Here is a 26256-nt window from a genome sequence, read left to right on the forward strand (position 1 = left end):
CCGCGCCCCCCCGCGCCCCCGTGCTGCTCGGGCTCTCCTCCGGGGGGGCGCGGGGGCCCCCCCCCCCCCCCCCCCTGCCACGCCAGCCCGGACCACGACGCCATGATCACCCTCACCCCCACCCCGGTGCTGGACACCGACCGCCTGACCCTGCGCGCCCCGCAGGGCAGCGACTGGCCGCATTGGCGCAGCTTTCACCAGTCCGACCGCGCCCGCTATATCGGCGGCGGCCCCGATCTGGCGCCGGGCACCAGCTGGCGCGCCTTCGGCCATGTCATCGGCCATTGGGCGATGCGCGGTTTCGGCATGTTCGTCTTCACCCTGAAGGGGGACGACACGCCTCTGGGCCTGACCGGCCCGTGGTTCCCCGACGGCTGGCCGGAACAGGAACTGGGCTGGACGGTCTGGACCGCCGGGGCCGAAGGCCGGGGCCTCGTCTCCGAGGCCGCCCGCGCCGCGCGCCTGCACGCCTTCACCACGCTGGGATGGACCACGGCGGTCAGCTATATCGACCCGGGCAACGCCCGCTCGATTGCGCTGGCCGAACGGCTCGGCGCCACGCTGGACACCGGGGCCGCCCAGCCCAAATGGGACAAGCCCTGCCTCGTCTACCGCCATCCGGCAGAGGTCACGCCATGATGACCCCGCTTTCCGGTGCACGCCCGGTGTCTGCCCTGTGCACGCCCTGTGCACAGGCTGTGCGCGGCCCAACCCAACAAAATCAACCGCTTGGAGATGCCGCGTGACCGACCCCGCCACCCGCGCCGCAGACCTGCTCCGCGCGCATCGCGCCAGCATCGACCGGCTGGACGCGATCCTCGTCTATACCCTGGCCGAGCGCTTCAAGCACACCCAATCCGTCGGCCGCCTCAAGGCCGACCACGATCTTCCTCCGTCCGATCCCACGCGCGAAGCGCAACAGATCGAGCGGCTGGAACGCCTCGCGCGCGAGGCCGAACTCGACCCGGAATTCGCGCGCAAATTCCTCACCTTCGTGATCGCCGAAGTGATCCGGCACCACGAACAATACCAGTCCTGAGGGGCACGGCCCAAGACCCCGGCCCCTGACGTCGTTTCAAAGGAGATACCCGATGTCCATGAAGATCCGCCTTGCCCGTGGTGGCAGCAAAAAACGCCCTCACTACGCGATTGTCGCGTCCGACGCCCGCATGCCGCGCGATGGCCGCTTCCTCGAAAAGCTGGGCACTTACAATCCCTTGCTGGCAAAAGACAGCGAAGACCGCGTGAAGATGGACATCGAGCGCGTGAAATACTGGCTGGGTGAAGGCGCGCAGCCGACCGACCGCGTGGCCCGCTTCCTGGAAGCCGCAGGCGTCACCGAAAAGACCGAGCGCAAGAACCTGAAAAAGGCCGAGCCCGGCAAGAAAGCCAAGGCCCGCGCCGCAGAGCGCGCCGCCAAAGCCGCAGCCCCCGCCGAGGCCTGATCCTCCCGGCCCGGCCCGGCATCTGACGCCGGGCCGGACCCTCTTTTCCGACCCCCAATGGGAACCGCAAAGCCATGACTGACAAGATCTGCGTCGGCGCGATTGCCGGGGCCTTCGGGGTCCATGGCGAAGTCCGCCTGAAAAGTTTCTGCGCCGAACCTGTTGATATTGCAGACTATGGCGCGCTTGCGACCGAGGACGGATCGCGCAGCTTCACCATCACGCTGACCCGCCCCGTCGCCGGCGGCCTTGGCGCGCGCATCACGGGCATCGCCACCCGCGAACAGGCCGAAGCGCTCAAGGGCATCACCCTATGGGTGCCGCGATCGGTGCTGCCCTCGCTGCCCGATGACGAATTCTACCATGCCGATCTGATCGGGCTGCAGGTCGTCGATACCGGCGGCGTGACGCTTGGCCGGGTCCGCGCGGTCTTTGACCACGGCGCGGGCGATATTCTGGAGGTCGTGGGCGGCGCCTCGGTGCTGCTTCTGCCCTTCACCCGCGCGGTGGTCCCGACCGTCGATCTGACCGCAGGCCGCATCGTCGCCGACCCGCCCGGTTCCGACGATACGGGCGCCGACGATGTCGGATGACCCGCAGGCGCCCCGCTCTCACGGGCGCCTCGCGGTCCGACCCAGCCTGAAACCGCGCGAGCTGATGGCCGAGCCGCAGGTCGTGGGCGCCTGGACCGCCCGCGTCATCACCCTGTTTCCAGAGGCTTTTCCCGGCATTCTGGGCCTGTCGCTGACCGGCAAGGCGCTGTCGCAGGGGCTGTGGAACCTGCAGACCATCACCTTGCGCGAATTCGGCATGGGCCGCCACCGCAATGTCGATGACACGCCCGCAGGCGGCGGCGCGGGCATGGTGATCCGCGCCGATGTGCTGGACGCGGCGCTTGGCGATGCGGCGCGCGGCCAGCCGCTGCCGGTGATCTACATGTCCCCGCGCGGCACGCCCCTGACGCAGGCCCGCGCGCGCGCGCTGGCGCAGGGCCCCGGCGTGACGCTGATCTGCGGCCGGTTCGAGGGGATCGACCAGCGCGTGCTGGACAAGCACGCCATCGAAGAGGTCAGCATCGGCGATTATGTCCTGACGGGCGGAGAGATCGCCGCTCAGGTCTTGATCGACACGACGGTCCGGCTTATACCGCGCGTGCTGGGGAATCAGGATTCTCTGGCCGAGGAATCCTTTTCCATCGGCAACAGGGGCCTTCTGGAAGCCCCCCAGTTCACGAAGCCTGCCCTTTGGGACGGTCGCGAGATCCCGCCGGTTCTGCTGTCGGGCAATCACGCGGCCATTTCTGATTGGCGCGCCCGTGAGGCCGAAAGGCTGACACAAGAACGTCGCCCCGATCTGTGGCGGGCATATGCGCAAACGCATCTGGACCCGGCAAAGGACCGACAGCGCTCGGGCGCATCAGACCAATCGCGGGGCTACCGCGAGCATGACAAGGAACCAGAGCGATGAACCTGATCGCAGTACTCGAAGCCGAGCAGATCGCTGAGCTTGGCAAGACCATCCCTGACTTCAAGGCCGGCGACACGATCCGCGTCGGCTACAAAGTGACCGAGGGCACCCGCACCCGCGTTCAGAACTACGAGGGCGTCTGCATCTCGCGCCGGGGCGGCAGCGGCATCGCGGCCAGCTTTACCGTCCGCAAGATCAGCTTTGGCGAAGGCGTGGAACGCGTGTTCCCGCTGTATTCGACCAATATCGCCACGATCGAAGTCGTCCGTCGCGGCAAGGTGCGTCGCGCCAAGCTGTATTACCTGCGCGATCGTCGCGGCAAATCGGCCCGTATCGCTGAAAAGACCAATTACCGTCCCCTGTCGGACGCGAAAGCCTGAGACGAGGTCACCCGATGAAAAAAGACATCCATCCCGACTACCACATGATCGAGGTCAAGATGACCGACGGGACGACCTATCAGACCCGTTCGACCTGGGGCGCGGAAGGCGACAGCATGTCGCTGGACATCGACCCGACCTCGCACCCGGCCTGGACCGGCGGTTCGTCCCGCCTGATGGACGCCGGTGGCCGTGTGTCCAAGTTCAAGTCGAAATACGCAGGTCTGGGCTTCTGATCGCAGCCCCCTGCCTGACATTGCAGACGCCGCCCCACCCGGGCGGCGTTTTGCGTTGCACCCCCGCTTTCAGGCCCGCACCTCGCGCATATTGGTATGGCGGCATTTCCAGCCCTTCACCTGCTCATGGGGATGTTGCTGGGCCCATTGCGCGATCTGGGCTTGTCCATGCAGCATGCAGGCCATCATGCCGACATCTTCGGTATAGATCAGGCTGCGGTCGCGGCAGTCGGTGGGGGCCGTGGCAAGGCAGGTGACGAAAAGCAGTTCGATCATGGCACACCTCGGAAGCAGGATAGGCCCTCAGCCTGCCTGCGCGGCCTGCGGATTTCCTGCGTCGAGACGCATTCGCAGACGCCCGGCCATGCGGATGATTGCTGCATAGGCGAAATCAGCGGCAAAAGTCATGCCGCAGTGCAGCATCTGAACGATCCGGTCTGTTCTGACCCGCGAATCACCGGCGCCCATCGGGGGTGGACGCGGCGCGAAACCTCCATTATATCGGCAATCGACGATCATAGAAGGGACTGCCATGCCCGATACAGACATCGCAACACTTGCCAAGGCGCTTGGCCATCCGGCCCGCATCCGCATCCTGCGCCTTTTGCAAGAAAGCCCCGGCTGCATCGGCGGCGAGATCGTGGGCGCCGTGGGCCTTGCGCAATCCACCGTCTCGGAACATCTGCGCATCCTCAAATCCGCAGGCATCATCACCGGCGAGATCGACGGGCCGCGCATCTGCTATGCGCTGGACCCCGCGGCGCTGGTCCCCCTCGCCCGGTTCATCGACGCGCTGCATGCCCCGCAGGGCAGCTGCTGCCTGCCATCCGGAACGGAGACCCCATGAACCTGTTCGAACGCTGGCTGAGCCTGTGGGTCGCGGCCTGTATCCTGGCCGGGCTGGTGCTGGCCAATCTGGTGCCGGGACTGTTCGCGGCGCTTGCGGGGCTGGAATATGCCTCGGTCAATCTGGTCGTGGCGGTGCTGATCTGGGCGATGGTCTATCCGATGATGATCGCCATCGACCTTTCCTCGCTGAAGGCGGTGGGCCGCCGCCCCAAGGGGCTGGTGATTACGCTGGTGGTGAACTGGCTGATCAAGCCCTTTACCATGGCGGCGCTGGCGGTGCTGTTCTTCAACCACCTGTTTGCGGGCTGGATCGACCCGGCCCGCGCGCCGGAATATATCGCCGGGCTGATCCTGCTGGGCGCGGCGCCCTGCACGGCAATGGTGTTTGTGTGGTCGCAACTGACGCGCGGCGATCCGAACTATACGCTGGTGCAGGTCTCGGTGAACGATCTGATCATGGTCGTGGCCTTCGCGCCCATCGTGGCCTTTCTGCTGGGCGTCACCAATATCTCGGTGCCGTGGGAGACGCTGGTCCTGTCGGTGGTGCTGTACATCGTGATCCCGCTGATTGCGGGCACGCTGACGCGCCGGGCGCTGATGGCGCGCGGCGGCGAGGGGGCGGTGGCGGCGTTCACCGCGCGCATCAAGCCCGCCTCGATGCTGGGGCTGCTGCTGACGGTGGTGCTGCTGTTCGGCTTTCAGGGGCAGGTCATTCTGGCGCAGCCGCTGCTGATTGCGCTGATCGCGGTGCCGATCCTGATCCAGTCCTATGGCATCTTTGCGCTTGGTTATGCCTGGGCCTGGGCGTGGAAGCTGCCGCACCGGGTGGCGGCGCCCTGCGCGCTGATCGGCACGTCCAATTTCTTCGAACTGGCGGTGGCGGTGGCGATCGGCCTGTTCGGCCTCAATTCCGGCGCGGCGCTGGCCACGGTGGTCGGCGTGCTGGTCGAGGTGCCGGTGATGCTGTCGCTGGTGGCCTTTGCCAACCGCACCCGCGGCCATTTCCCCGACCCTGACGGAGCCTCTGATGCCTGACGACATGCCTGCCCTTGAGGCCGCCCTGCTGCCCGCCATCGACCATCCGGGCCACAGGCCGCGCATTCTGATCCTGTACGGGTCGCTGCGCGCGCGCAGCTTTTCGCGCCTGTCCGCCGAAGAGGCCGGGCGCATCCTGACCCATCTGGGCGCCGAGGTGCGGTTCTTTCACCCCTCGGGCCTGCCGCTGGTCGATGACAACACCGATGCCAGCCACCCCAAGGTGCAGGAGCTGCGGGCGCTGGTCGCCTGGTCCGAGGGCATGGTCTGGTCCAGCCCCGAACGCCATGGCGCCATGACCGGGCTGATGAAGACCCAGATCGACTGGATCCCGCTGTCCGATGGCGCCGTGCGACCGACGCAGGGCAAGGTGCTGGCGGTGATGCAGGTCTCGGGCGGGTCGCAGAGCTTCAATGCGGTCAATCAGATGCGCATTCTGGGGCGCTGGATGCGGATGCTGACGATCCCCAACCAATCCTCGGTCCCCAAGGCGTTTCAGGAATTCGATGAGGCCGGGCGGATGCGCCCCTCGCCCCTTTATGACCGGATCGTGGATGTGATGGAGGAGCTGGTGAAATTCACCCTGCTGACCCGCGACCGCACCGCGCATCTTGTCGACCGCTATTCCGAGCGCAAGGAAGATGCGCAGGCGCTGATGGCGCGGGTGAACCAGTCGGCGGCAACCTGACCGTCACCAAAGAGTCATGCAAAGTTCACTGGTGATTCTTCTTATTTCCGATATTCAGGAAATATGGAACAGAACCGCGCCGCCCATGCCTTTGCCACCCTCGGCCATCCCGGACGGCTGGCCGTCTTTGCCCTGCTGATGCGATTTGCCCCGCGCGGGGTACGCCCGACCGAGATCGCGCAGGCGCTGGACCTCAAGCAGAACACCCTGTCGCATCACCTGTCGGACCTGACCGCATCCGGTCTGGTCGAGGTGCGGCGTGACGGGCGGTCGCTGTTCTATTCCGTCGATCTTGAGACCACCGAGGCCTTGCTGGGCTATCTGGCGCTGGATCTGGTCCGCGCCCGGCCTGACCTTTTGTCCCCCCTTTTGTCATTCAAGGATACGACCATGTCAGACACCGCTTACAACGTGCTGTTCATCTGCTCGGGCAACTCTGCCCGGTCGATCTTTGCCGAGGCGATCCTGCGCGATCTGGGCGGGAACAAGTTCATCGCCCATTCCGCCGGCACCCGCCCCGGCACCCAGCTGAACCCCTTCGCGCTGGAGGTGCTGAAGCGCAATGGCCATGACGTGGCGCAGATGCGCTCCAAGCATATCTCGGAATTTCAGGCCCAGGGCGCGCCGGTGATGGATTTCGTCTTCACCGTCTGCGACACGGCGGCGGCCGAGGAATGCCCGCCCTGGCCCGGCCAGCCCTTTACCGGCCATTGGGGCCTGCCCGATCCCGTCAAGGCGACGGGCACCGATGCCGAAAAGGCGCTGGTCTTTGCGCAGACCTACGGCGCGCTGCGCCGCCGGATCGAGGCGTTCGTGGCCCTGCCCATGTCCAGCCTTGACCGCATGTCCCTGCAATCGCGCGTCGATCAGATCGACGCCGACGCCCTGAAAGCGGAGTAAGCCATGACGCGGATCGCCCTCAATGGCCTTGGCCGCATTGGCAAGCTGGCGCTGCGTGACCTGATCGACAGCGGCGCCGGCGGTCAGATCGTGCTGCTGAACGACCCCGCGGGCGATGCGGAACAACATGCCCTGCTGATGGAGTTCGACAGCGTGCATGGCCGCTGGCCCACCCCCGTCGCCCATGACGGCAACGGGCTGGTGCTGGACGGCCAGCACATCCGCCTGACCCATGAAAAGACGATCGAGGCGCTGCCGCTGGCCGATCTGGGCGTCGATCTGGTGATCGACTGCACCGGCGTCTTCAAGACCGCCGACAAGATCGCGCCCTATTTCGCGGCGGGCGTGCAAAAGGTCGTGGTCAGCGCCCCGGTCAAGGATGGCGGCGCGCTGAACCTCGTCTATGGCATCAACCATGATCTGTATGATGGCAGCCAGCGGATCATCACGGCGGCCAGCTGCACCACCAATTGCCTGGCGCCCGTGGTCAAGGTGATCCATGAAAATCTGGGTATCCGGCATGGCTCGATCACCACGATCCATGATGTGACCAACACCCAGACCATCGTGGACCGCCCCGCCAAGGACATGCGCCGCGCGCGGTCCGCGCTGATGAACCTGATCCCCACCACCACCGGCAGCGCCACCGCGATCACGCTGATCTATCCCGAACTGACGGGCCGCCTGAACGGCCATGCCGTGCGGGTGCCGCTGCTGAACGCCTCGCTGACCGATTGCGTTTTCGAGGTCGAGCGCCCAACCACCGTGGACGAGGTCAACGCGCTGTTCAAGGCCGCAGCCGAGGGCCCGCTGAAGGGCATCCTGGGATATGAGACGCGGCCCCTCGTCTCGACCGATTACATCAACGATCCGCGCTCGGGGATCGTGGATGCGGGCTCGACCATGGTGATCAACGGCACGCAGGTCAAAATCTATGCGTGGTATGACAATGAATGGGGCTATGCCTGCCGTCTGGCGGATGTGGCCCGGATGGTGGCGGGATCGCTATGACCGCCACGGCCAACCCCCTGCGCGCTTACGGGGCGGTGACGGCGGCCTATTGGGCCTTCATGCTGTCGGATGGCGCGCTGCGGATGCTGGTGCTGCTGCATTTCAACGCCCTGGGCTTTTCGCCCGTGCAGCTGGCCTATCTGTTCGTCTTCTACGAGATCGCGGGCATTGTCACCAACCTTGCAGCGGGCTGGCTGGCGGCGCGGTTCGGGCTGGCGGCGACGCTTTATGCCGGGCTGGGGTTGCAGATCGCAGCGCTGGTGGCGCTGGCGCAGCTTGATCCGGCATGGGGGATCACCGCCTCGGTGGTGTTCGTGATGGCGGTGCAGGGCCTGTCCGGCGTGGCCAAGGATCTGTCCAAGATGTCGTCGAAATCGGCGGTCAAGGTGCTGGCCCCCGCCGAGGATGGCGGGCTGTTCCGCTGGGTCGCGGCCCTGACCGGCTCCAAGAACGCGGTCAAGGGTCTGGGCTTCTTTCTGGGCGCGGCGATGCTGGGTCTGGCCGGGTTCCATGCGGCGATCTGGGCCATGGCGGGGGTGCTGGCGGCGATCCTGCTGGCGGTGGCGCTGTTCCTGCCGCCCGGTCTGCCGGGGCGGATGAAGTCGGCCGAGGGCTGGTCGGGCTGGCGTTCGCGCGATGCGCGGGTGAACCGGCTGTCGCTGGCGCGGATGTTCCTGTTCGGCGCGCGCGATGTCTGGTTCGTCGTGGGCATCCCGATCTATTTTCAGGCCGTCCTGTCGGATGGCACCGCCGAGGGACGGCGCGAGGCGTTCTTTCTTGTCGGGGGCTTCATGGCGCTGTGGATCATCCTCTATGGCGCAGTGCAGGCCGCCGCCCCCCGTCTGCTGGGCGGGCGCCACCAGCCCGAGGCGGCCATCGCCGCCAAGGCGATCCGGTGGGCGGGCTATCTGGTGCCGATCCCCTTCGCGCTGGCCCTTGCCGCGTGGCTGGCCGGGACGCCCGCCGACTGGCTGACCGGCACCATCGTCGCGGGACTGCTGCTGTTCGGCTTTGTTTTTGCGATCAATTCCTCGGTCCATTCCTATCTGATCCTGGCCTTTGGCGCGGCCGAGCGGATCACGCGGGATGTGGGCTTTTACTACATGGCCAATGCGGCGGGTCGCCTGATCGGCACGCTTCTGTCGGGGGTCAGCTATCAGCTGGGCGGGCTGCCCTTGTGCCTGGCGACAGCGGGGGTGATGGCGCTGGCCAGCTGGCTGGCGGCGCGGCGGCTGGCCACGGTCTGAGCGGAAACGGACTTGCCCCTGCCCGGCGAATGCGCCCTGATGCGCCAGACCCGGACAGGAGCCGCAAGATGCCGTTGGACAGCTGGATTGCCTATGTGATCACCTTCGCAGTGATTTCTCTGATTCCGGGTCCAAGCGTGTTCATGGTCATCGGGCAGTCCTTGTCGCGCGGGCCACAGGCGGCGCTGGCCTGTATCATCGGGGATCTCTTGGGCGGTGTGATTGTCATCACCACCTCATATCTGGGGCTGGGGCTGATCCTCGCCTCATCCAGCGCGGCCTTCATGGTCCTGAAATGGGCGGGGGTGGCCTATATGGCCTGCCTCGGCATCATGCAGATCAGGGCGGCGCGACGCCTGACAGCGGCAGGCATGCAGGCACCTGCATCCCATCGGGGCAGCCTTGGCGCGGGGTTTCTGACCGGCGTGCTCAACCCCAAGGCGATCATGTTCTATATGGCGTTTCTGGCGCAGTTCATTGACCCTGCCGCGCCGCAACTGCCGCAATTTCTGCTGCTGATGATGACCTCTGCCGTGATCGTGGCCGCTGTGCTGGGCGGATATGCCGTGCTGGCGGTCAGGCTTGGCGCCAGCCTGCGCGGCCTTAGGGCCCGCCGCAGGATGGGCTATGCCGGAGGCTCTTGCCTGCTGGGGGGCAGCGCGCTGATGGCCGCGCGCTGAGGTCATCCACTCTCACGGGTGAAAACGCGGCGCCCCCCTTCGCTTTCGCGGCGCCGCGGGCTAGATCGGGGGGATGAGCAGCGCATCCCCCGCCCCGACCCTTTCCCCCGATCAGGCCGAAGCCTGGGACGCGCTGGCCGAGTGCTTTGGCGCGGCGGGCATCGACATCATCGCCGAGGAGCTGCACCCCCCGCAAGAGGGCAAGGGCCGTGTCATGGCGGTGATCGGCAAGGCCGGATCGGGCAAGACGCTGCTGCTGTCGCAGGTCACCAAGGCGCTGTTGCAGGCCGGGGTCGAGCTGATCAGCCCCGACTGGGAGGGGCGCCGCCGCAAGGACCGCCGCAGCGTCGCGATTCTGGCGCCGACCAACAAGGCGGCCTTCGTGCTGCGCATGCGCGGTGTGCCTGCGACGACCATCCACCGCATTCTGTATACGCCCGTCTATGACCCAGAATATGAGAAGATCGCCGACTGGCTGACCGAATCCGGCGTGAAGCCGCAGATCGAGGGGATGGATGACGCGGTTCTGGACCGCATCCGGGCCTTTTACGATCAGCACGCCTCGATCCCCGGCGCGCTGGCGGCGGCGGGGCTGCGCGGCTCGGATTTTATCCGGGGCTGGAAGCGGCGCGAAGAGGGCCTGGATGTCGGGCTGATCGACGAGGCCTCGATGCTGGACGAAAAGCAGTTCGAGGATCTGCGCGAGATCTTTCCGGTGCTGATCCTGTTCGGGGATCCGGCGCAGCTGGCCCCGGTGGGCCAGTCGGGCGAAATGGTATTCGAGCGGCTGGCCGCGCCCCAGCGCCTGATCCTCAGCCGCATCCACCGGCAGGCCGATGACAACCCGATCCTTGATCTGGCCCATGCGCTGGCCGATGAGCGGCTGGGCTTTGACGAATTCGAAAGCATGATCCGCGCGGCGGCGCGCCGCGACGACCGCGTGGTCTGGGCCGAGCGGGTGGAAAGCGATCTGATGGCGCGCAGCCCGGTGCTGGTCTGGCGCAATGCCACGCGCATCCGGCTGATCCACGCCTTCCGCACCGCATTCGGCGCGCCGGGCGACGCGCTGCTGGCCGGAGAGCCGTTGATCTGCGACGGGCTGGAGCTGCCGCTGAAGCACCGCAAGAAGCGCATCGACCTTGAGGCGCGCGGTCTGATCAAGGGCGCGCAGGTGGTCTATCTGGGGCCGGGGCGCAAGCCGGGCTTTTCGCGGCTGCATGTGATCGGCGCCGAAGATCCGCGCCTGTCGGCGGCGTCGATCGTGAAGATCGAGATGCCCGACGCGGACGAGCCCTTCATCCCCTATGCCGCGCGGATGGGCGCCGCATTCCTGCATGGCGCGGCGGTGACGATCCACAAGGCGCAGGGCAGCCAATGGCCGCAGGTTCAGGTCTTTGGCCCCGACATCGCCGCCGCCGCCTGGTCCAACCGCAGCGAGGCGGGCGTGCAGCTGTGGAAGCGGCTGACCTATGTCGCCATCACCCGCGCGCAGGAACGTCTGTTCTGGGTGACCAAGGCGCGGCTGGCCCGGCCTGCGGGGCCGCTGAGCATCGACGATCTGGAGGTGCCGGTCGCGCCGCTGGCGCTGGAGCGGGAAGAGGAGTAGCTGCGTCCCGCGAGCGCCGGGGGCGCTTCGCCCCCCGGACCCCCAGAGGATATTTTTCCAAGGCAAAAGGGCGGTGCAGGCTGCTTCCTGAACCAGTGGCGCACCTGCCGTCGCCCTCCGAGGTTATTTGCCGCCAAGGCAAAGGGGTGGGGTCAGGGGTGGCGCAGGCGTTGGTTCAGGGCTTCGGTCAGCGCCTCGGGAGGCAGGCCGGTTTCGCGTGAGAGGCGGATGAGGCCGAAATGGACGCGGGCCAGCGCCTGATAATAGGAGACGAAGGCGTGGTTCATCGTGGCGCCGGTGAGGGCGCCGATGACCGGGGCGGACTGGGCGGCCAGTTTCGGGCCGAGCGCCGCCGCCAGACGGGGCGCGGCCTGCGCGATGAGGCCTTGGGCGGTTTGCCCGGCCAAGGAGATGCCGAGGCTGGAGAGGCCCGGCACAGCGTTGTCGGGGCCGGGACTGCCGGGGCCGGGTGCCGGGCCTGCGGCGGCAAAGATGCGCAGGCATTCAAGGCGCACCTCGTCGCTGTCGGGGTCCAGCCCGTGTTCATCCGCGATGTCCAGCATGGCGCGCATCAGCAGCGTCACCATCACCGGCAGTTCGGCCAGGGCGCCCGCGATGCCGCCCGCGCCGCCCGCCGCGCCCGCAAGCGTGGCGGTCAGGCGGTTGAACCTGTCGCCCCGGCCGCGCATCACGCTGCGGCTGAGGCTGGCCGCGCGGGCCGCCCGCTCCAGCGCGGCGCGGGCGGCGCGGTCAAGCTGGCTGGCAATGGCCTCGGGCAGGCGGGCCGCCCCCGCGCCGCGACTGACCCGCGCGACGATGCGCATCAGCGGGCCCGCCGCATTGCGATAGCGGTGCGCCAGCCGGTCGATCTGGGCATGGACCAGCGGATCGGTGATCGGCGGCAGGATCAGGGGGTGGCGGTCAGTCATGTGCTGTTGGCTCGGGGCTTTCGATCCGGGTGCAGTCGTCCTGCGATGGCTTCGTGGGCGGCGGCAGGTCCGGCAGCGGGTCCGGGACCGCGCGCGTGACCTCTCCTGTCACGTCAACCCATGCGCCGGGATGAAGTTCCAGACCCAGCACCCGGTCGGGGTTGGTCGGCGGCGGCATCTCGACCGCGTCCAGCCGGGAAAAGCCAAAGCGGCTGTAATAGGGCGCGTCGCCCACCAGCAGCACCCGCTGCCAGCCCAGATCGCGCGCGCGGGTCAGGCTGTCGCGCATCAGCATGCCGCCCAGCCCCTCGCCCTGCGCCGTGGGGTGGACCGCGACCGGGCCCAGCAGCAGCACCGGCTGCCCGGCCACGCAAACCGGCCAGTAGCGGATGGCCGCCGTCATCACCCCGCCCTGCCGCAGGACAAGGCACAGATCGGCCACCCGCGCCACGCCCTCGCGCAGCCGGTAGGACGACAACGCCGTGCGCCCCGGCGCAAAGCACAGATCATAGAGCGCCTCGACCTCGGCGGTGTCGGCTGGGGTCTCGGGGCAGATTTCGTACATCGCCGCGCTCCGTTGTTCCGGCGCGCCGTTTATCATGGCTGGAGGGCGGGCGGAACATTGCGCAGCGCCAAAAGCAATGGCAGGTTGGCCCCCGAAACCGACAAGAGGCCGCGCCCCATGTTCTACCGACCCGAAGCCGGACACGGCCTGCCCCATAACCCCTTCAATGCCATTGTGGCGCCACGGCCGATCGGCTGGATCTCGACCCGTGGCGGGATGGGCGACAATCTGGCGCCCTATTCCTTCTTCAATGCGGTCGCCTATGTGCCGCCGCAGGTGATGTTCGCCTCGACCGGCATCAAGCCGGACCGCAACGGCAGCAAGGACAGCGTGGCGCAGATCATCGAGACCGGCGTGTTCTGCGTCAATATCGCCACCGGCAATATGCATGCGGCGATCAATGCCAGTTCCGCCCCCCTGCCCGCCGGGCAGAGCGAGTTCGAGGCGGCAGGGATCGCCTCCGCGCCCTGCACCACCATTGACTGTCTGCGCGTTGCTGATGCGGCGGCGGCGCTGGAATGCCGGCTGACACAGGTGGTGCCGCTGGCGGGCGAGACGAATTTTGCGGTCTTTGGTGTGGTGACCGGCGTGCATCTGCGCGATGATTGCGTCGTCGATGGCCGGTTCGATCCGCGCCCGGCCGGGGGCTGGATCGCGCGTCTCGGCTATCGCGATTACACCGCCGTCACCGACCTGTTCGAGCTGGAACGCCCGAGGTGAGCCGCAGCGTGAAGGACTATATCCGCAGCATTCATGATTTTCCGCATGAGGGAATCATTTTCCGCGACGTGACCACGCTGTTCGCGGATGCGCGGGGGTTTCGCATGGCAGTGGACCAGTTGCTGCATGGCTATGCGGGCGCGCGGATCGACAAGGTGGTGGGCCTTGAGGCGCGGGGCTTTATTCTGGGCGGTGCCGTCGCGCATCAGCTGTCGGTGGGGTTCGTGCCGATCCGCAAGAAGGGCAAGCTGCCCGGCACGGTGATCTCTGAGGCCTATCAGCTGGAATATGGCGAGGCGATCATGGAGATCCATGACGATGCCCTGTCGCCCGGCGAGCGGGTGCTGATCGTGGACGATCTGCTGGCCACGGGCGGCACGGCGGCGGCGGGGATCAGCCTGTGCCAGCGGCTGGGGGCCGAGGTCGTGGGCTGCGCGTTCGTCATCGACCTGCCCGATCTGGGCGGGCGCGCGGTGCTGGAGGGCATGGGCATGCCGGTCCATGCCCTGTGCGCATTCGAGGGCGCATAACGGCCTCCTCAGGCCAGCACGGCGCCGGGGTTCATGATGCCCGCCGGGTCCAGCGCGTGTTTGATCGCACGCATGGCGGCCAGCCGCGCCGGATCGCCCCATCGCGCCAGATCGGCGGCCTTGAGCCGCCCGACCCCATGTTCCGCCGAGAATGAGCCGCCGCGATCGACCACCATCTGGTGGATGCGCCGCGACAGACCGGCGCGCTGGTCGTCATATTCCTCGCGCGCCCGGCGCGGCGCCGGGAACAGGTTGTAATGCAGGTTGCCGTCGCCCAGATGGCCGAAACAGTTGACCCGCATATCGCCCTGCGCCGCGATCATGGCGCCTGCGTCGCGGATAAAGCCCGCCACTTCGGACAAAGGCAGGCTGACATCATGGCTGGCGATGGCGCCGACATGGCGGTTCGCCAGCGGGATATGTTCGCGCAAGGCCCACAGATCCGCCGCCTGCCGCCCCGATTGCGCAATCACCCCGTCATGGACCAGCCCGGCCCCGGACGCCGCCGTGAACAGACCCTCAAGCGCCGTGTCGGCAGACAGGCCCGCAGGCAGGCCGACCTCGATCAGGACCAGCCAGTCGGGGGCGGGGGCAAAGGGCTGGCGCATCTCGGGGAAGGCTTCGGCCAGAAAGCGCAGCCCCTGCCCCGCGATCAGCTCGAACGCGGTCACGCCACCGGCCATGCGCGCCTGCGCCAGCGACAGCAGCGACAGCGCCGCCTCGGGGCTGTCCACGACCAGCAGCGCCACGCCCGTCTCATCCGGCACCGGCGCCAGCACCAGCGAAGCGGCGGTGATGATCCCCAGCGTGCCCTCGGCCCCGATCAGCAGGTCGCGCAGGTCGTATCCGGTGTTGTCCTTGCGCAGCCGTTTCAGGTCGTGCATCACCTCACCCGAGGGCAGCACCGCCTCGATCCCCAGACACAGCGCGCGGGCATTGCCATAGCGCAGCACGTTCACGCCGCCCGCATTGGTCGACAGCACGCCACCGATCTGGGCCGAGCCCTGCGAGGCCAACGACAGCGGGAACTGCCGCCCCACACCCGCCGCCGCCTCGCGCGCGGCCTGCAAGGTGGCGCCCGCCTCGGCGATCATCACGCCTTCGTCGGGATAGGTGGCCCGGATGGCGGTCATCCGTTCCAGCGACAGGATCAGCGGCGCGGCGCCGTCTGGCTTGATCTGGCCGCCGACCAGCCCGGTGCCGCCGCCACGCGGCACGACCGGCACGCGGGCCTCGGCGCAGGCGCGGATCACGGCGGCGCATTCCTGTGCGTCGCGGGGGGCTGCGACCAGCCCGGCCTGACCGTGATAGCGGCCGCGCGGTTCCTGCGTATAGGCGGGCGAAACCTCGCGCAGAACGCCCGCAGGCAGGCGCGCGGCCAGGCGGTCATCGGCGGGATTCAGGAGCATCTCAGCGCACATCGGTCCGGCCCCTTCGATCGCTGCGCAGATTGGCGAACAGCACATGGTTGCGCCAGCGCCCGTCGATCTGCAGATAGCTTTGCGCCACGCCCTCGTATTTGAAGCCCGACTTTTCCAGCACCCCGCGCGAGGCGGCGTTTTCGGGCAGGCAGGCAGCCTCGATCCGGCTCAGGTCCAGCGTGGTAAAGGCGTAATGCACCAGCACGCCAAGCGCCTCGCGCATATAGCCGTGGCGCGCATGGGGCTGGCCGATCCAGTAGCCGACCGTGCCCGATTGCGCCGGACCGCGGCGGATATTGTCCAGCGTCACCGCCCCCAGCAACGCGCCATCCGACCGCCGCGTGATGAACAGCGGAAAGGCCGAACCCGCGCGGCTGGCCCGCGCCGCCCAGCCCACGCGATTGGTGAAACTTTTGCGCGACAGGTGGTCTGTGGACCAGACCGGCTCCCACGGGGTCAGGAAATCGCGGCTTTCCTGGCGCAGCCCGGTCCAGGCGTTGAAATCCGAATGCACGGGCAGGCGCAGCACGATCCGCTCGGCATCCAGCCGGACCGGACGGCGCCTGAGCAGCATCACGCAGCCAGCCTGCGCGCCAGAGCCTCGCGCGTGGGGGCGCCGTCGACGGGGCCATACAGCGCCATCGCAGGCCGCGCCCCCGCGATCATCGTCTCGCCATGCGCGCGCAGATCGGCCAGCGTGACGCTGGCGATGCGCTCGGCCACCTCGGCGGGATCGGGGACGCGGCCCCAGATCGCCAGCGTGCGGGCCATGCGTTCGGCCTGCGCCGAGGGGCTTTCCAGACCCATCAGCAGGCTGGCCCGCAGCTGCGCGCGGGCGCGGGCCAGCTCGGCCTCGGACATGTCTTCGGTCGCGCGCTTCAGTTCATCAATGGTCAGGTTCGCCAGATCGGTCAGATCCTCGGCGCCCGTGCCCGCATAGATGGTCAGCATGCCGGTATCGTCGTGAAAGCCCGACTGTGCAAAGATCGTATAGCACAGCCCGCGTTCCTCACGGATCTTCTGGAACAGGCGCGAGGACATGCCGCCGCCAAGCGCCGAGGAAAAGATCTGCGCGGCATAGAAATCCGGCGCCAGATAGCCCGGCCCCTCGAAGGCCAGTGCGAAATGGGCCTGTTCCAGCGGCTTGACATGCCGGGTCTCGCGGCCGGACCAGCGGGCGGGCTCGCGGTCGGGCTGGATCACCGGCGACAGGTGACCAAAGGCGGTCTCGGCCAGCCGCAGGATGCGGTCGTGATCGACCGCGCCCGCCGCCGAGACGACCATCTGACCCGGCCCGTAATTCTCGGCCACAAAGCCCGACAGATCGGCGCGCCCGAAGCTGCTGACGCGTTCGACCGCCCCCAGAATGGCCCGCCCGATCGGCTGATCGGGATAGGCGGCCTCTTGCAGCCAGTCAAAGATGATGTCGTCAGGCGTGTCCATGGACTGCCCGATTTCCTGCAGGATCACGCCACGCTCGACCTCGATCTCGCGGTCGTCAAAGACCGGGTTCAGCACGATGTCGGAAATCACGTCGAAGGCCAGATTGACGTCATCTTCCAGCACGCGGACGTAATAGGCCGTCGCATCGCGCGAGGTATAGGCGTTGATATAGCCGCCCACATCCTCGATCGCCTCGGCAATCTGCAAGGCGGAACGGTTCGCGGTGCCCTTGAAGGCCATATGTTCCAGGAAATGCGCGATACCGTTCTGTTCGGCGCGCTCATTGCGGCCACCGGCATTGACCCAGATGCCAAGGGCCGCGGAATGCAGGCCCGGCATATTGCGGGTCACGACCCTCAGGCCATTGGGCAAAGTCGAGATAACGGGTGCGGTCACTGTGTCCTCCGGTCGAGGATCAGCGACTTAAGCGCATCCACGTCGTTTTCAACCCGCGTCACGCGTTCGGGCAGATCGAACAGACCGGCCATATGCGGCGGCAGGTCCGGGCGCAGGCCGATGGCGCGTTCGACGGCATCGGGGAATTTCGCCGGATGGGCGGTGGCCAGCGTCACCATCGGCACGCCCGGCTCCAGATGGCGTTCGGCCACGGCCACGCCGATGGCGCTGTGCGGGCACAGAACCTCGCCGGTTTCGTCGCGCGTGCGGGCGATGGTAGCCAGCGTTTCCTCTTCGCTGACCCGGCCCGACAGAAACTCGTCGCGCAGCGTTTCCAGCGCGCCCTGGCTGATGGCGAAGCCGCCGGATTTCAGCTCGTCCATCAGTTGACGGATGGCGCCGGCATCGCCGCCATAGGCCAGATACAGCGCCCGTTCAAAGTTCGAGCTGACCTGAATGTCCATCGACGGGCTGATCGAGGGCTCGACCTCGCCCACCCGGTAGTCGCCCGTGGTCAGCGCGCGGTGCAGAATGTCGTTCTGGTTGGTGGCCACGATCAGGCGGCGGATCGGCAGACCCATACGGCGCGCGATGCTGCCCGCAAAAATGTCTCCGAAATTGCCGGTGGGCACGCAGAAATCGGTGGGCCGCATGCCAAGGCTGGCGGTTGCGGTGAAGTAATAGACGATCTGCGCCACCACACGCGCCCAGTTGATGCTGTTCACGCCCGCCAGCCCGACCTGATCGCGGAAACCGTGGTCGTTGAACAGATCCTTCAGCCGCGCCTGACAGTCGTCGAAATGCCCGGTCACGGCCAGCGCATGGACATTGGCGGCGGGCGGCGTCGTCATCTGGCGGCGCTGGACTTCGCTGACGCGGCCATGCGGATACATGATGAACACGTCCACATTGTCGATGCCCCGGAACGCCTCGATCGCCGCCGAGCCGGTATCGCCCGAGGTCGCGCCGACGATGGTGACCCGCTGCCCCGAGCGTTTCAGCGCAATCTCGAACAGTTGCGCGATCAGCTGCATCGCAAAGTCTTTGAACGCCAGCGTCGGGCCGTGGAACAGCTCCAGCAGGTGATGGCCCGGCGCCAGTTGCACCAGCGGCGCGCGTGCGGCATGGGCGATGCGGCCATAGGCCCGGTCGATGGCGCCGCGCAGTTCCTCGTCGGTGAAACAGTCGCCGGTGAAGGGGCGGATCACCCGGAACGCGACCTCTTCATAGGGCAGGCCGTCCAGCGTCTCCAGACCCTCGAATGCCGGGATCGTCTCGGGCAGATAGAGGCCGCCGTCGCGCGCCAGCCCCGACAGCATGGCCTGTTCAAAGTCGAGTGTCGGGGCCTGCCCCCGCGTCGAGACGTAACGCATCGGATGTCCTTTAATAGCTGCGCTGCCTGATACGCCAGATCAGCGCCAGTGTCATCACCGCCCATGTGGCCGCGATCAGGAACCACTGCATCGCATAGGACAGGTGGTTGTTCGGGATCCCCTCGACCGCGACGGGGATCGGCAGGGCGCCCTGATTGTCACCGGCGATATGGCTGGCGACGACCAGCACCGGCTGCGTGTCCAGCGCCGCCGCCATCGCATCGACATCGCGGGCAAACCAGATGTTCTCGTCCAGATTTGGCGCGGGGGTCGAGCTGCTGGCATCCTGCGGCCAGTGCAGATTGCCCGTCACCTGCAGGCGCACCGGAGGGCGATCCACCCGGCGCGTCTGTTGCGGCACAAAGCCGCGATCCACCAGAATCGCGCGACCGTCATCGGTGATGAAGCGCGAGACGATCTGATAGCCCGCGCCCTGTTCGCGGGTATGGGACAGCACGTCGATCTCGGCGCCGGTGGTGGTGCCGCTGACCGTCACCGGCAGGTATTTCATCGATGGATCAATCACGTCGGGCAAGGGCACGGGCTCGGCGTTGATGCCTGCGGTGATCTCGGCCAGCAGCCCCTCTTTCCAGTCGCGGCGGTCCAGCTGCCACAGACCCAGCTGGATCAGAAAGCCGCAGCCGACAATGCCAAGGATCAGGGGAAACAGATAGCGGCGCATGGAACGCTCCGGGTCAACGGGCCGCGGGGCCCAACGAAAAACGCGCGGGGATGTCCCCGCGCGCCGGTGTCCGGTGGTGGCGGGGTCAGCTTCCCCAGACGTAGATGACGGCGAACAGGACCAGCCAGATCACGTCGACAAAGTGCCAGTACCAGGCGGCGGCCTCGAAGCCGACATGCTGGTTCTGGGTCATCTGGCCCTTCATGAAGCGATAGAGGCAGACGGCCAGAAAGATCGTGCCGATGATGACATGCAGACCGTGGAACCCCGTGGCGATGTAGAAGGCCGAGGCATAGGCCGTATCGGCCAGACCGAATGCCGCGTGGCTGTATTCATAGGCCTGCAGGCCGGTAAAGATCACCCCCAGCGCGACGGCGATGGCCAGACCGTTGATGGCCACCTTGCGGTCGCCCTCATGCGCCCAGGCATGGTGCGCCCAGGTCACCGCCACGCCCGACAGCAGCAGGACCAGCGTGTTGATGAACGGCAGGTGCCACGCGTCGAAAGTGACGATCCCCTCGGGCGGCCAGACGCCATCCCGCAGGGGGCTTTCCTCGCCCATCGGATACAGCGCGTGCTTGATGAAGTTCCAGAACAGCGTGACGAACAGCATCGCTTCGGAAATCACGAACAGGATAAAGCCGTATTGCAGGCCCAGCCGCACGACCGGCGTGTGGTCGCCCTGCTCGCCCTCGCGGACGACATCGGCCCACCAGGCAAAGCTGACATAGGTGGTGGCGACCAGACCGATGGCGAACATCCACGGCCCGGTGATCGGCTGGCCGAACAGCGTGACCTCGCCGGTCATCCATGCGACGGCGCCGAACAGCATGACGAAAACCGCCACCGACGCCAGGAACGGCCAGATCGAGGCCGGAAGAATATGGTAATCGTGGTTCTTAGCATGCGCCATGGCGGATCCCCGTCGGCTCCCTCGAAGTCTGTTCAGTTGATGGTCTGGTCCGGCGCCGTGTCAAGCGCTGCGCGCCGGGGCTCGGTCCGGTGGAAGGTATAGGACAGCGTGATGTCTCGCACCCAGCTGGCGTCGCGGTCATTCACGATCGCCGGATCGACATAGAAGCTGACCGGCATCTCCATGCGCTCACCGGGTTGCAGCGTCTGCTCGGTAAAGCAGAAACACTCGATCTTGTCGAAGAAATAGCCCGAGACCTCCGGCGCCACATTATAGCTGGCAGTGCCGGTGATCACCTCATCCGAGTTGTTGACCGCCTCGTAAAAGGCCAGCCCGTTCTCGCCGATGCGCAGATCCATGCGGGTCTGCATCGGGCGGAAGGTCCAGTCGAGGTTCGGATCGGTATTGGCGTCAAAGCGCACCCGCACCATCTCGTCCAGCATCTCGTCGGGCGCACCCGCCGAAATCTGCGTGGTGCCGCCAAAGCCGGTGACGCGGCAGAACCAGTCGTAGAAGGGCACCGCCGCCCAGGCCAGCGCGCCCATGGTGACGACGACGCCGACCAGCATGGTGGCCGTGCGGCCTTCGGGGCTGAGGCGTTTCATCATGGGGCGACCTCCTCGGTGGTATCAGTGACGGGCGCGGGTTCGTCGGGCAGCAGGGTCACGCGGGGCTGGTGGTCGAACGCCTCCAGCATGCCGCCCTGCTGCACCTTCACCACGGTCAGTGCAAAGACCAGCGCGACAAAGCCGATCAGCACGATGCCAAGACCGACATTGCGCGACCTGCGGCGCCCGTGAAGTTCATGTTCGGGTTGCAAAGGCATTACCATGTTCCCATCCAGTTCTGGACCAGCAGCGCAAGGAAATGCAGGAACAGATAGGTCAGCGACAGTTTGAAGACCCGCTTTTCCGTCGCAAATCCATCCGCCCGCGCCGCATCCTCGTGGCGGCGCAGCACCTGCCAGCCGCCGCGGATAAAGGCCGCGTTCAGCACCAGCGCCACCGCCAGATACAGCGGCCCGCCGACCGAGGTCAGCCCCAGCCCAAGCGAAAAGCCCGCCAGCACCAGCGTATAGGCAAAGATATGGCGCCGCGTCACCGCCCGGCCATGGGTGACGGTCAGCATCGGCACGCCGGCATCCTTGTAGTCGTCGCGCATGAACAGGGCCAGCGCCCAGAAATGCGGCGGCGTCCAGAAAAAGATCAGCGCGAACATCAGCAGCGATTCGATGCTGACGCCTCCGGTCGCGCAGGCCCAGCCGATCATTGGCGGAAAGGCCCCCGCCGCGCCGCCGATCACGATATTCTGCGGCGTCCAGCGCTTCAGCCAGATCGTATAGACCACGGCGTAGAAAAAGATCGTGAAGGCCAGAAACAGCGCCGCGAACCAGTTCGCGACCAGCCCCAGCATCATCACCGAGATGACCGACAGCGCCAGCCCCAGACCCAGCGCCTCGCCGCGCTGAATGCGGCCCGAGGGGATCGGACGCGACTGCGTGCGCCGCATCACCGCATCAATATCGCTGTCATACCACATGTTCAGCGCGCCCGAGGCACCGCCGCCAAGCGCGATGAACAGCACGGCGCAGAACGCCAGAAACGGATGCACATCGACCGGCGCGATCCACAGCCCGACAAAGGCGGTGAACACGACCAGCGACATGACCCGCGGCTTGAGCAGCGCGACATAATCGCTGAACTCGGCCTCGGGGGCGCTTTCACAGGCGTTGATATCGGTCATCGCGCGGTCATGGTCCTTCCTTGGCCGGGACAGGCGCCCCGGCCTGGGTGGCAAGATTAGTCGGCGCGGGCCAGCGTGACCTCGGCGCCTGCATCAAGGCGCGCGGTCTGCGGCGCCTCGTCTTCCAGCGTGCCGCCCTGATCGGCGATCCATGCGGCATAGACCTCGGGGCTGACGGCTTTGACGACGATCGGCATGTAGGCGTGGTTGATGCCGCACAGCTCGCTGCACTGGCCGAAATAGGTGCCTTCCTGCTCGACCGCAAACCACGCCTGGCCGATGCGGCCCGGAACGGCGTCCTGCTTGATGGCAAAGGCCGGGATCGTCCACGAGTGGATCACATCACTGGCCGTCACCTGCAGCAGCACGGTCTGGCCCACCGGCACGACCATCGCAGTGTCGGTCGCCAGCAGGTATTCATCGGGGGCATAGCCGTAATCGGCCAGTTCATCCTCGGCCAGCATCAGCGCGTCGAAGGTGATGCCATTGTCGGGATATTCATAGGTCCAGTACCACTGGTGCCCGGTGACCTTGACGACCACGTCCGGGCTTTCCGGCATTTCCTGGCTGCGGAACAGGATCGGCAGCGAGAACGCCCCGATCGCCACCAGGATCAGCACCGGCGCCAGCGTCCATGCGATCTCCAGCGGGGTGTTGTGCGTGAACTTGGCCGGAACCGGATTCGCCCGCGAATTGAAGCGGAAGATCACGACCAGCAGCAGCACGCAGACCAGAATGGTCACCGCAGTGATGATATACAGCACAAAGTGGTCCAGCCATTGCTGATCCCGTGCCAGTTCGGTGGACGCAGGCTGGAACCCCATACCGCGCGCCACAGGTTTGCCGATCGTGGGCAATTCGCCCAACACATCCTGCGCCAGCGCAGCGCCCGTCAGCATGCCCGCCGCAGCGAACCCCGTAGCTGCCGCGACTGCACGGCGAATCATCGCTCTTGCCATCATTCCATCCCGTTGCGTTGGCCCGGCCTCAACAGCCGCAGGGGCGGCCAGCAGGCTGCCCCTTTTCCTTTCACAGTGACCGTTCTATGACCATAACTCGCCCCTACGGGCAAGTCATACCTATCGAAAACCCGACAAATTGGGAACGCGACGCGGTGCCGCGCGCATCCCCAGGGAGGCCAGATGACCCGCGCGACCTTCGATCCCTTTGCCGATCACCTCGACCGCGACCGGGCGCTGGCCATCCTGCGCGACGCCGTTTCGGGCGCCGAGGATGGCGAGCTGTTTCTGGAACGCAGCCATGCCGAATCGCTGACCTTCGATGACGGGCGGTTGCGCAATTCCAGCTATATGGCCGGACAGGGCTTTGGCCTGCGGGCCGTCCGGGGCGAGGTGACGGGCTACGCCCATTCCACCGAAATATCCGAGGCTGCACTGCGCCGCGCCGCAGAAACCGCGCGGCTGGCGGTGGGTGCGGGCGGTGGCACGCTGGCGCAGGCCGCCGCCATGGCGCCGGTCGCGCTCTATCCCGCGATCGACCCGGCGCAGGGCATCAGCATCGCCGCCAGGATCGAGGTTCTGCGCGCCATCGACGACTATGCCCGCAGCCTCGATCCGCGGGTGGTGCAGGTCACGGCCAGCATCGGCTCCAGCCTGCAAGAGGTGGCGATCCTGCGCCCCGAGGGCGGGCTGGCAACCGACATCCGCCCGATGACGCGACTGAATGTCGCAGTGATCGTCGAGAACAACGACCGCCGCGAATCCGGCAGCGCGGGCGGCGGCGGGCGCGTCTCGCTGACCGGGCAGATGGAGCCCGCGCATTGGCGCGCGCTGGTCGATGAGGCGCTGCGGATCGCGCTGGTCAACCTGCGCTCGGTCGCGGCACCTGCCGGGGCGATGGATGTGGTGCTGGGGCCGGGCTGGCCGGGCATCCTGCTTCACGAGGCCGTAGGCCACGGGCTGGAGGGCGATTTCAACCGCAAGAAGGCCAGCGCCTTCGCCGGGCTGATGGGCCGTCGCGTGGCCGCCCCCGGCGTCACAGTGGTCGATGACGGCACCATCCCCGACCGTCGCGGCAGCATCAATATCGACGACGAGGGCACGCCGCCCGCCCGCAACGTGCTGATCGAGGACGGGATTCTGGTGGGCTACATGCAGGACCGCCAGAACGCGCGGCTGATGGGCGTGGCGCCCACGGGCAACGGGCGTCGCGAAAGTTTCGCGCATGTGCCGATGCCACGCATGACCAACACCTACATGCCCGGCGGCGATGCCGATCCGGCGGCGATTCTGGCCGATCTGCGCGACGGCATCTATGCGGTGGGCTTTGGCGGCGGTCAGGTGGACATCACCAACGGCAAGTTCGTGTTTTCCTGCACCGAGGCCTATCGGGTGAAGAACGGCGTGATCGGTGACCCCGTGCGCGGCGCGACGCTGATCGGGGATGGCGCCACCGCCCTGCAACAGGTGCGCGCCATCGGCAACGACATGTCGCTGGACCCCGGCATCGGCAATTGCGGCAAACAGGGCCAATGGGTGCCGGTCGGCGTGGGCCAGCCGACGCTGATGATCGGCGGTCTGACGGTCGGTGGCTCGGCCAGCTGACCGGCTGCGCCGTAAAAATCCCCGCGGCAGGCGGCCCCCGCTAACCGCCTGTTAACCTCCCCTGCCTTATCCAGTGAGTCGGATGAGACGGAGGCGACATGACAACCGGGCTCGCATTCAATGGCACCCCCACCCCCACACCTGCGACGAAGGATGACGACCTCGCCATTCTTCGTCTCATCCGCTCGCGCCGGGTGGGGCCTGCGACATTTCACCGGCTGATGGCCGAACATGGCAGCGCGGCCGAGGCGCTGCGCGCCCTGCCACAGATCGCAGCCGAGGCGGGGATCAACGATTACGAATGCTGCCCCGAAGGCGTGGCCGCCGCCGAACTGTCGGCCGGACGGCGGGCCGGGGCGCGCCTGATCCGCTGCGACCAGCCCGGCTATCCGCCCTCGTTGCGCCAGATCGACGGGGCGCCGCCGGTCCTGTGGGTGCGGGGCGATCCGGCCTGGCTGGCGCGCGATGTGGTCGCGGTGATCGGGGCGCGCAATGCCTCGTCGCTGGGGCTGCGCATGGCGCGGGGGATGGCTGCGGGGCTGGGCGAGCAGGGGCTGGTCGTGACCGCAGGGCTGGCGCGCGGCATTGATACGGCCGCCCATAACGCGGCCCTGCCCACCGGCACCATTGCCGTGATGGCGGGCGGCGTCGATGTGATCTATCCCGCCGAGAACGCCATTCTGGCCGCGCAGATCGCCGAGCGGGGCGTGCTGGTGTCGGAACAGCCGCCCGGCACCGAACCCGCCGCACGGCATTTCCCGACCCGCAACCGGATCGTGTCGGGCCTGTCGCGGGCGGTCGTGGTGATCGAGGCCGCGCATCGCTCGGGGACGCTGATCACGGCGAAAAACGCGCTGGATCAGGGGCGCGAGGTGATGGCGGTGCCGGGCCACCCGATGGATGCCCGCGCGGCGGGCTGCAACGCGCTGATCCGCGACGGCGCGATTCTGGTGCGCAGCGCCTCGGATGTGATCGACGCGCTGCGTTCGGCCCCCATATCGCCCGTCCCGCAGGCCGGACCAGAGCAGCAACCCGCTCCGGCGACGGTCCGGTGCCTTGCCTCGCCGGGCGACCCGGCCCCGGTGCGCCCGCGCGGCGATACCGGCGGCCCGGTCCATATCGAGGCACGGATCCTGTCGCGCCTGTCGCCCTCTCCGACCGAGGAAAACGACCTGATCCGCGACCTTGGCGTTCCGGCAGCCGTCGCCAGCGCCGCGATCCTGTCGCTGGAACTGCAGGGGCGGCTGACGCGGATGGCGGGCGGGCGCGTGGCACTGTGCTGAGGCAGTCCCCGGCGGGGCCATTTACCACGACCCGTTGACAGCACCCCGCCCGGCACCCATGTTGCCGCCCCATTGCAGTCGCCCGAGGAATCCATGCCCGTCGTCGTCGTCGAATCTCCGGCCAAGGCCAAAACGATCGAGAAATATCTG

At 67.1% G+C, this 26256-nt stretch carries 32 protein-coding genes; 19 read left to right on the forward strand and 13 right to left on the reverse strand.

The window, feature by feature from the left end:
* The first annotated feature begins 102 nt into the window (after window positions 1-102).
* The 7 genes from ACK41U_RS15745 to rpmE all read left to right on the forward strand — a co-directional run bounded on the left by ACK41U_RS15745 (window position 103) and on the right by rpmE (window position 3528).
* Window positions 103-639: a GNAT family N-acetyltransferase gene (locus tag ACK41U_RS15745; protein ID WP_409682017.1), complete on the forward strand. Its 537-nt coding sequence runs from the start codon at window positions 103-105 to the stop codon at window positions 637-639.
* A 103-nt stretch (window positions 640-742) separates the two neighbouring features.
* Window positions 743-1039 carry a chorismate mutase gene (locus ACK41U_RS15750; protein WP_409682020.1) on the forward strand — a complete coding sequence of 99 codons (297 nt, stop codon included), beginning with the start codon at window positions 743-745 and terminating at the stop codon, window positions 1037-1039.
* A gap of 52 nt (window positions 1040-1091) precedes the next feature.
* Window positions 1092-1445, forward strand: coding sequence for a 30S ribosomal protein S16 (gene rpsP, locus ACK41U_RS15755; RefSeq protein WP_409682023.1), 354 nt, complete (start codon window positions 1092-1094; stop codon window positions 1443-1445).
* Window positions 1446-1519: 74 nt separating this feature from the next.
* Window positions 1520-2038, forward strand: a complete 519-nt coding sequence (gene rimM / locus ACK41U_RS15760) for a ribosome maturation factor RimM (protein WP_409682025.1) — start codon at window positions 1520-1522, stop codon at window positions 2036-2038.
* On the forward strand, window positions 2028-2912 hold the full coding sequence (gene trmD, locus ACK41U_RS15765; RefSeq protein WP_409682028.1) for a tRNA (guanosine(37)-N1)-methyltransferase TrmD: 885 nt from the start codon (window positions 2028-2030) through the stop codon (window positions 2910-2912). Before rimM ends, trmD begins: the two co-directional genes overlap by 11 nt.
* The gene (gene rplS, locus ACK41U_RS15770) at window positions 2909-3292 is read left to right on the forward strand and encodes a 50S ribosomal protein L19 (protein WP_409682031.1); all 384 of its coding nucleotides are present in this window, start codon (window positions 2909-2911) and stop codon (window positions 3290-3292) included. Before trmD ends, rplS begins: the two co-directional genes overlap by 4 nt.
* Before the next feature lie 14 nt (window positions 3293-3306).
* A complete protein-coding gene (gene rpmE / locus ACK41U_RS15775; RefSeq protein WP_409682034.1) occupies window positions 3307-3528 on the forward strand; it encodes a 50S ribosomal protein L31 in 222 nt (73 codons plus the stop codon).
* A gap of 69 nt (window positions 3529-3597) precedes the next feature.
* Here rpmE and ACK41U_RS15780 read toward each other — a convergent pair whose 3' ends face one another.
* Window positions 3598-3804, reverse strand: a complete 207-nt coding sequence (locus tag ACK41U_RS15780) for a hypothetical protein (protein ID WP_409682037.1) — start codon at window positions 3802-3804, stop codon at window positions 3598-3600.
* Between the two features lie 256 nt (window positions 3805-4060).
* Here ACK41U_RS15780 and ACK41U_RS15785 point away from each other — a divergent pair, with 256 nt between their 5' ends.
* The 8 genes from ACK41U_RS15785 (at window position 4061) to ACK41U_RS15820 (ending at window position 11544) form a co-directional block, all read left to right on the forward strand.
* Window positions 4061-4375: an ArsR/SmtB family transcription factor gene (locus tag ACK41U_RS15785; protein WP_409682040.1), complete on the forward strand. Its 315-nt coding sequence runs from the start codon at window positions 4061-4063 to the stop codon at window positions 4373-4375.
* Window positions 4372-5412, forward strand: coding sequence for an ACR3 family arsenite efflux transporter (arsB, locus tag ACK41U_RS15790; RefSeq protein ID WP_409682043.1), 1041 nt, complete (start codon window positions 4372-4374; stop codon window positions 5410-5412). The genes ACK41U_RS15785 and arsB overlap by 4 nt, the downstream gene beginning before the upstream one ends.
* Window positions 5405-6100, forward strand: coding sequence for an arsenical resistance protein ArsH (gene arsH, locus ACK41U_RS15795; protein WP_409682046.1), 696 nt, complete (start codon window positions 5405-5407; stop codon window positions 6098-6100). Before arsB ends, arsH begins: the two co-directional genes overlap by 8 nt.
* Window positions 6101-6163: 63 nt before the next feature.
* A complete protein-coding gene (locus ACK41U_RS15800) occupies window positions 6164-7000 on the forward strand; it encodes a metalloregulator ArsR/SmtB family transcription factor (RefSeq protein ID WP_409682049.1) in 837 nt (278 codons plus the stop codon).
* A gap of 3 nt (window positions 7001-7003) precedes the next feature.
* On the forward strand, window positions 7004-8011 hold the full coding sequence (locus tag ACK41U_RS15805) for an ArsJ-associated glyceraldehyde-3-phosphate dehydrogenase (RefSeq protein WP_409682051.1): 1008 nt from the start codon (window positions 7004-7006) through the stop codon (window positions 8009-8011).
* Window positions 8008-9258, forward strand: a complete 1251-nt coding sequence (gene arsJ, locus ACK41U_RS15810; protein WP_409682054.1) for an organoarsenical effux MFS transporter ArsJ — start codon at window positions 8008-8010, stop codon at window positions 9256-9258. Before ACK41U_RS15805 ends, arsJ begins: the two co-directional genes overlap by 4 nt.
* Before the next feature lie 68 nt (window positions 9259-9326).
* Window positions 9327-9938, forward strand: a complete 612-nt coding sequence (locus tag ACK41U_RS15815) for a LysE family translocator (RefSeq protein WP_409682056.1) — start codon at window positions 9327-9329, stop codon at window positions 9936-9938.
* Window positions 9939-10011: 73 nt separating this feature from the next.
* Entirely contained in the window at window positions 10012-11544 is a 1533-nt protein-coding gene (locus ACK41U_RS15820; RefSeq protein WP_409682059.1) for an ATP-dependent RecD-like DNA helicase, read from the forward strand.
* A gap of 152 nt (window positions 11545-11696) precedes the next feature.
* On the opposite strand, the gene ACK41U_RS15825 is transcribed toward ACK41U_RS15820, so the two are convergent.
* Complete coding sequence (locus ACK41U_RS15825; RefSeq protein WP_409682062.1) at window positions 11697-12473, reverse strand: EcsC family protein; 777 nt, start codon at window positions 12471-12473, stop codon at window positions 11697-11699.
* Window positions 12466-13038 carry a GNAT family N-acetyltransferase gene (locus ACK41U_RS15830; RefSeq protein ID WP_409682065.1) on the reverse strand — a complete coding sequence of 191 codons (573 nt, stop codon included), beginning with the start codon at window positions 13036-13038 and terminating at the stop codon, window positions 12466-12468. The genes ACK41U_RS15825 and ACK41U_RS15830 overlap by 8 nt, the downstream gene beginning before the upstream one ends.
* Before the next feature lie 117 nt (window positions 13039-13155).
* On the opposite strand from ACK41U_RS15830, the gene ACK41U_RS15835 reads away from it, so the two are divergent.
* Complete coding sequence (locus ACK41U_RS15835; protein ID WP_409682068.1) at window positions 13156-13758, forward strand: flavin reductase family protein; 603 nt, start codon at window positions 13156-13158, stop codon at window positions 13756-13758.
* The gene (locus tag ACK41U_RS15840) at window positions 13755-14288 is read left to right on the forward strand and encodes an adenine phosphoribosyltransferase (protein ID WP_409682071.1); all 534 of its coding nucleotides are present in this window, start codon (window positions 13755-13757) and stop codon (window positions 14286-14288) included. The genes ACK41U_RS15835 and ACK41U_RS15840 overlap by 4 nt, the downstream gene beginning before the upstream one ends.
* A gap of 8 nt (window positions 14289-14296) precedes the next feature.
* On the opposite strand, the gene ACK41U_RS15845 is transcribed toward ACK41U_RS15840, so the two are convergent.
* The 10 genes from ACK41U_RS15845 to coxB form a co-directional block, all read right to left on the reverse strand.
* Window positions 14297-15697, reverse strand: a complete 1401-nt coding sequence (locus tag ACK41U_RS15845) for an FAD-binding oxidoreductase (protein ID WP_409682074.1) — start codon at window positions 15695-15697, stop codon at window positions 14297-14299.
* A 1-nt stretch (window position 15698) separates the two neighbouring features.
* Complete coding sequence (locus tag ACK41U_RS15850; RefSeq protein WP_409682076.1) at window positions 15699-16283, reverse strand: GNAT family N-acetyltransferase; 585 nt, start codon at window positions 16281-16283, stop codon at window positions 15699-15701.
* Window positions 16283-17548, reverse strand: coding sequence for a M16 family metallopeptidase (locus ACK41U_RS15855; RefSeq protein ID WP_409682079.1), 1266 nt, complete (start codon window positions 17546-17548; stop codon window positions 16283-16285). The genes ACK41U_RS15850 and ACK41U_RS15855 overlap by 1 nt, the downstream gene beginning before the upstream one ends.
* Window positions 17545-18921 (reverse strand): threonine synthase, encoded by a 1377-nt coding sequence (gene thrC / locus ACK41U_RS15860; RefSeq protein WP_409682082.1) that lies wholly within the window; start codon window positions 18919-18921, stop codon window positions 17545-17547. Before thrC ends, ACK41U_RS15855 begins: the two co-directional genes overlap by 4 nt.
* 10 nt (window positions 18922-18931) lie before the next feature.
* The gene (locus tag ACK41U_RS15865; protein ID WP_409682085.1) at window positions 18932-19603 is read right to left on the reverse strand and encodes an SURF1 family protein; all 672 of its coding nucleotides are present in this window, start codon (window positions 19601-19603) and stop codon (window positions 18932-18934) included.
* 85 nt (window positions 19604-19688) lie between these two features.
* Window positions 19689-20516, reverse strand: coding sequence for a cytochrome c oxidase subunit 3 (locus tag ACK41U_RS15870; protein ID WP_409682087.1), 828 nt, complete (start codon window positions 20514-20516; stop codon window positions 19689-19691).
* Window positions 20517-20548: 32 nt separating this feature from the next.
* Window positions 20549-21124 carry a cytochrome c oxidase assembly protein gene (locus ACK41U_RS15875; protein ID WP_409682090.1) on the reverse strand — a complete coding sequence of 192 codons (576 nt, stop codon included), beginning with the start codon at window positions 21122-21124 and terminating at the stop codon, window positions 20549-20551.
* Complete coding sequence (locus ACK41U_RS15880) at window positions 21121-21348, reverse strand: hypothetical protein (protein WP_409682092.1); 228 nt, start codon at window positions 21346-21348, stop codon at window positions 21121-21123. The genes ACK41U_RS15875 and ACK41U_RS15880 overlap by 4 nt, the downstream gene beginning before the upstream one ends.
* Complete coding sequence (gene cyoE, locus ACK41U_RS15885; RefSeq protein ID WP_409682095.1) at window positions 21342-22259, reverse strand: heme o synthase; 918 nt, start codon at window positions 22257-22259, stop codon at window positions 21342-21344. The genes ACK41U_RS15880 and cyoE overlap by 7 nt, the downstream gene beginning before the upstream one ends.
* Window positions 22260-22315: 56 nt before the next feature.
* On the reverse strand, window positions 22316-23206 hold the full coding sequence (gene coxB, locus ACK41U_RS15890; RefSeq protein WP_409682098.1) for a cytochrome c oxidase subunit II: 891 nt from the start codon (window positions 23204-23206) through the stop codon (window positions 22316-22318).
* A 195-nt stretch (window positions 23207-23401) separates the two neighbouring features.
* Here coxB and tldD point away from each other — a divergent pair, with 195 nt between their 5' ends.
* Together tldD and dprA are read left to right on the forward strand one after the other, a co-directional pair.
* Window positions 23402-24823, forward strand: coding sequence for a metalloprotease TldD (tldD, locus tag ACK41U_RS15895; RefSeq protein WP_409682100.1), 1422 nt, complete (start codon window positions 23402-23404; stop codon window positions 24821-24823).
* A gap of 98 nt (window positions 24824-24921) precedes the next feature.
* On the forward strand, window positions 24922-26106 hold the full coding sequence (gene dprA, locus ACK41U_RS15900; RefSeq protein WP_409682103.1) for a DNA-processing protein DprA: 1185 nt from the start codon (window positions 24922-24924) through the stop codon (window positions 26104-26106).
* The last annotated feature ends 150 nt before the right edge of the window (window positions 26107-26256 follow it).

The sequence above is a fragment of the Paracoccus sp. (in: a-proteobacteria) genome (genome assembly GCF_046289755.1).
Taxonomy (GTDB): Bacteria; Pseudomonadota; Alphaproteobacteria; order Rhodobacterales; family Rhodobacteraceae; genus Paracoccus.

Bases quoted from the DNA above. Each gene is read 5' to 3' on its own strand.
- ACK41U_RS15745 (WP_409682017.1), top strand. From the start codon at position 103: ATGATCACCCTCACCCCCACCCCGGTGCTGGACACCGACCGCCTGACC.
- rpsP (WP_409682023.1), top strand. From the start codon at position 1,092: ATGTCCATGAAGATCCGCCTTGCCCGTGGTGGCAGCAAAAAACGCCCT.
- rimM (WP_409682025.1), top strand. From the start codon at position 1,520: ATGACTGACAAGATCTGCGTCGGCGCGATTGCCGGGGCCTTCGGGGTC.
- trmD (WP_409682028.1), top strand. From the start codon at position 2,028: ATGTCGGATGACCCGCAGGCGCCCCGCTCTCACGGGCGCCTCGCGGTC.
- rplS (WP_409682031.1), top strand. From the start codon at position 2,909: ATGAACCTGATCGCAGTACTCGAAGCCGAGCAGATCGCTGAGCTTGGC.
- rpmE (WP_409682034.1), top strand. From the start codon at position 3,307: ATGAAAAAAGACATCCATCCCGACTACCACATGATCGAGGTCAAGATG.
- ACK41U_RS15780 (WP_409682037.1), bottom strand. From the start codon at position 3,804: ATGATCGAACTGCTTTTCGTCACCTGCCTTGCCACGGCCCCCACCGAC.
- ACK41U_RS15785 (WP_409682040.1), top strand. From the start codon at position 4,061: ATGCCCGATACAGACATCGCAACACTTGCCAAGGCGCTTGGCCATCCG.
- arsB (WP_409682043.1), top strand. From the start codon at position 4,372: ATGAACCTGTTCGAACGCTGGCTGAGCCTGTGGGTCGCGGCCTGTATC.
- arsH (WP_409682046.1), top strand. From the start codon at position 5,405: ATGCCTGACGACATGCCTGCCCTTGAGGCCGCCCTGCTGCCCGCCATC.
- ACK41U_RS15800 (WP_409682049.1), top strand. From the start codon at position 6,164: ATGGAACAGAACCGCGCCGCCCATGCCTTTGCCACCCTCGGCCATCCC.
- ACK41U_RS15805 (WP_409682051.1), top strand. From the start codon at position 7,004: ATGACGCGGATCGCCCTCAATGGCCTTGGCCGCATTGGCAAGCTGGCG.
- arsJ (WP_409682054.1), top strand. From the start codon at position 8,008: ATGACCGCCACGGCCAACCCCCTGCGCGCTTACGGGGCGGTGACGGCG.
- ACK41U_RS15815 (WP_409682056.1), top strand. From the start codon at position 9,327: ATGCCGTTGGACAGCTGGATTGCCTATGTGATCACCTTCGCAGTGATT.
- ACK41U_RS15820 (WP_409682059.1), top strand. From the start codon at position 10,012: ATGAGCAGCGCATCCCCCGCCCCGACCCTTTCCCCCGATCAGGCCGAA.
- ACK41U_RS15825 (WP_409682062.1), bottom strand. From the start codon at position 12,473: ATGACTGACCGCCACCCCCTGATCCTGCCGCCGATCACCGATCCGCTG.
- ACK41U_RS15830 (WP_409682065.1), bottom strand. From the start codon at position 13,038: ATGTACGAAATCTGCCCCGAGACCCCAGCCGACACCGCCGAGGTCGAG.
- ACK41U_RS15835 (WP_409682068.1), top strand. From the start codon at position 13,156: ATGTTCTACCGACCCGAAGCCGGACACGGCCTGCCCCATAACCCCTTC.
- ACK41U_RS15845 (WP_409682074.1), bottom strand. From the start codon at position 15,697: ATGCTCCTGAATCCCGCCGATGACCGCCTGGCCGCGCGCCTGCCTGCG.
- ACK41U_RS15850 (WP_409682076.1), bottom strand. From the start codon at position 16,283: ATGCTGCTCAGGCGCCGTCCGGTCCGGCTGGATGCCGAGCGGATCGTG.
- thrC (WP_409682082.1), bottom strand. From the start codon at position 18,921: ATGCGTTACGTCTCGACGCGGGGGCAGGCCCCGACACTCGACTTTGAA.
- ACK41U_RS15865 (WP_409682085.1), bottom strand. From the start codon at position 19,603: ATGCGCCGCTATCTGTTTCCCCTGATCCTTGGCATTGTCGGCTGCGGC.
- ACK41U_RS15870 (WP_409682087.1), bottom strand. From the start codon at position 20,516: ATGGCGCATGCTAAGAACCACGATTACCATATTCTTCCGGCCTCGATC.
- ACK41U_RS15875 (WP_409682090.1), bottom strand. From the start codon at position 21,124: ATGATGAAACGCCTCAGCCCCGAAGGCCGCACGGCCACCATGCTGGTC.
- ACK41U_RS15880 (WP_409682092.1), bottom strand. From the start codon at position 21,348: ATGGTAATGCCTTTGCAACCCGAACATGAACTTCACGGGCGCCGCAGG.
- cyoE (WP_409682095.1), bottom strand. From the start codon at position 22,259: ATGACCGATATCAACGCCTGTGAAAGCGCCCCCGAGGCCGAGTTCAGC.
- coxB (WP_409682098.1), bottom strand. From the start codon at position 23,206: ATGATTCGCCGTGCAGTCGCGGCAGCTACGGGGTTCGCTGCGGCGGGC.
- tldD (WP_409682100.1), top strand. From the start codon at position 23,402: ATGACCCGCGCGACCTTCGATCCCTTTGCCGATCACCTCGACCGCGAC.
- dprA (WP_409682103.1), top strand. From the start codon at position 24,922: ATGACAACCGGGCTCGCATTCAATGGCACCCCCACCCCCACACCTGCG.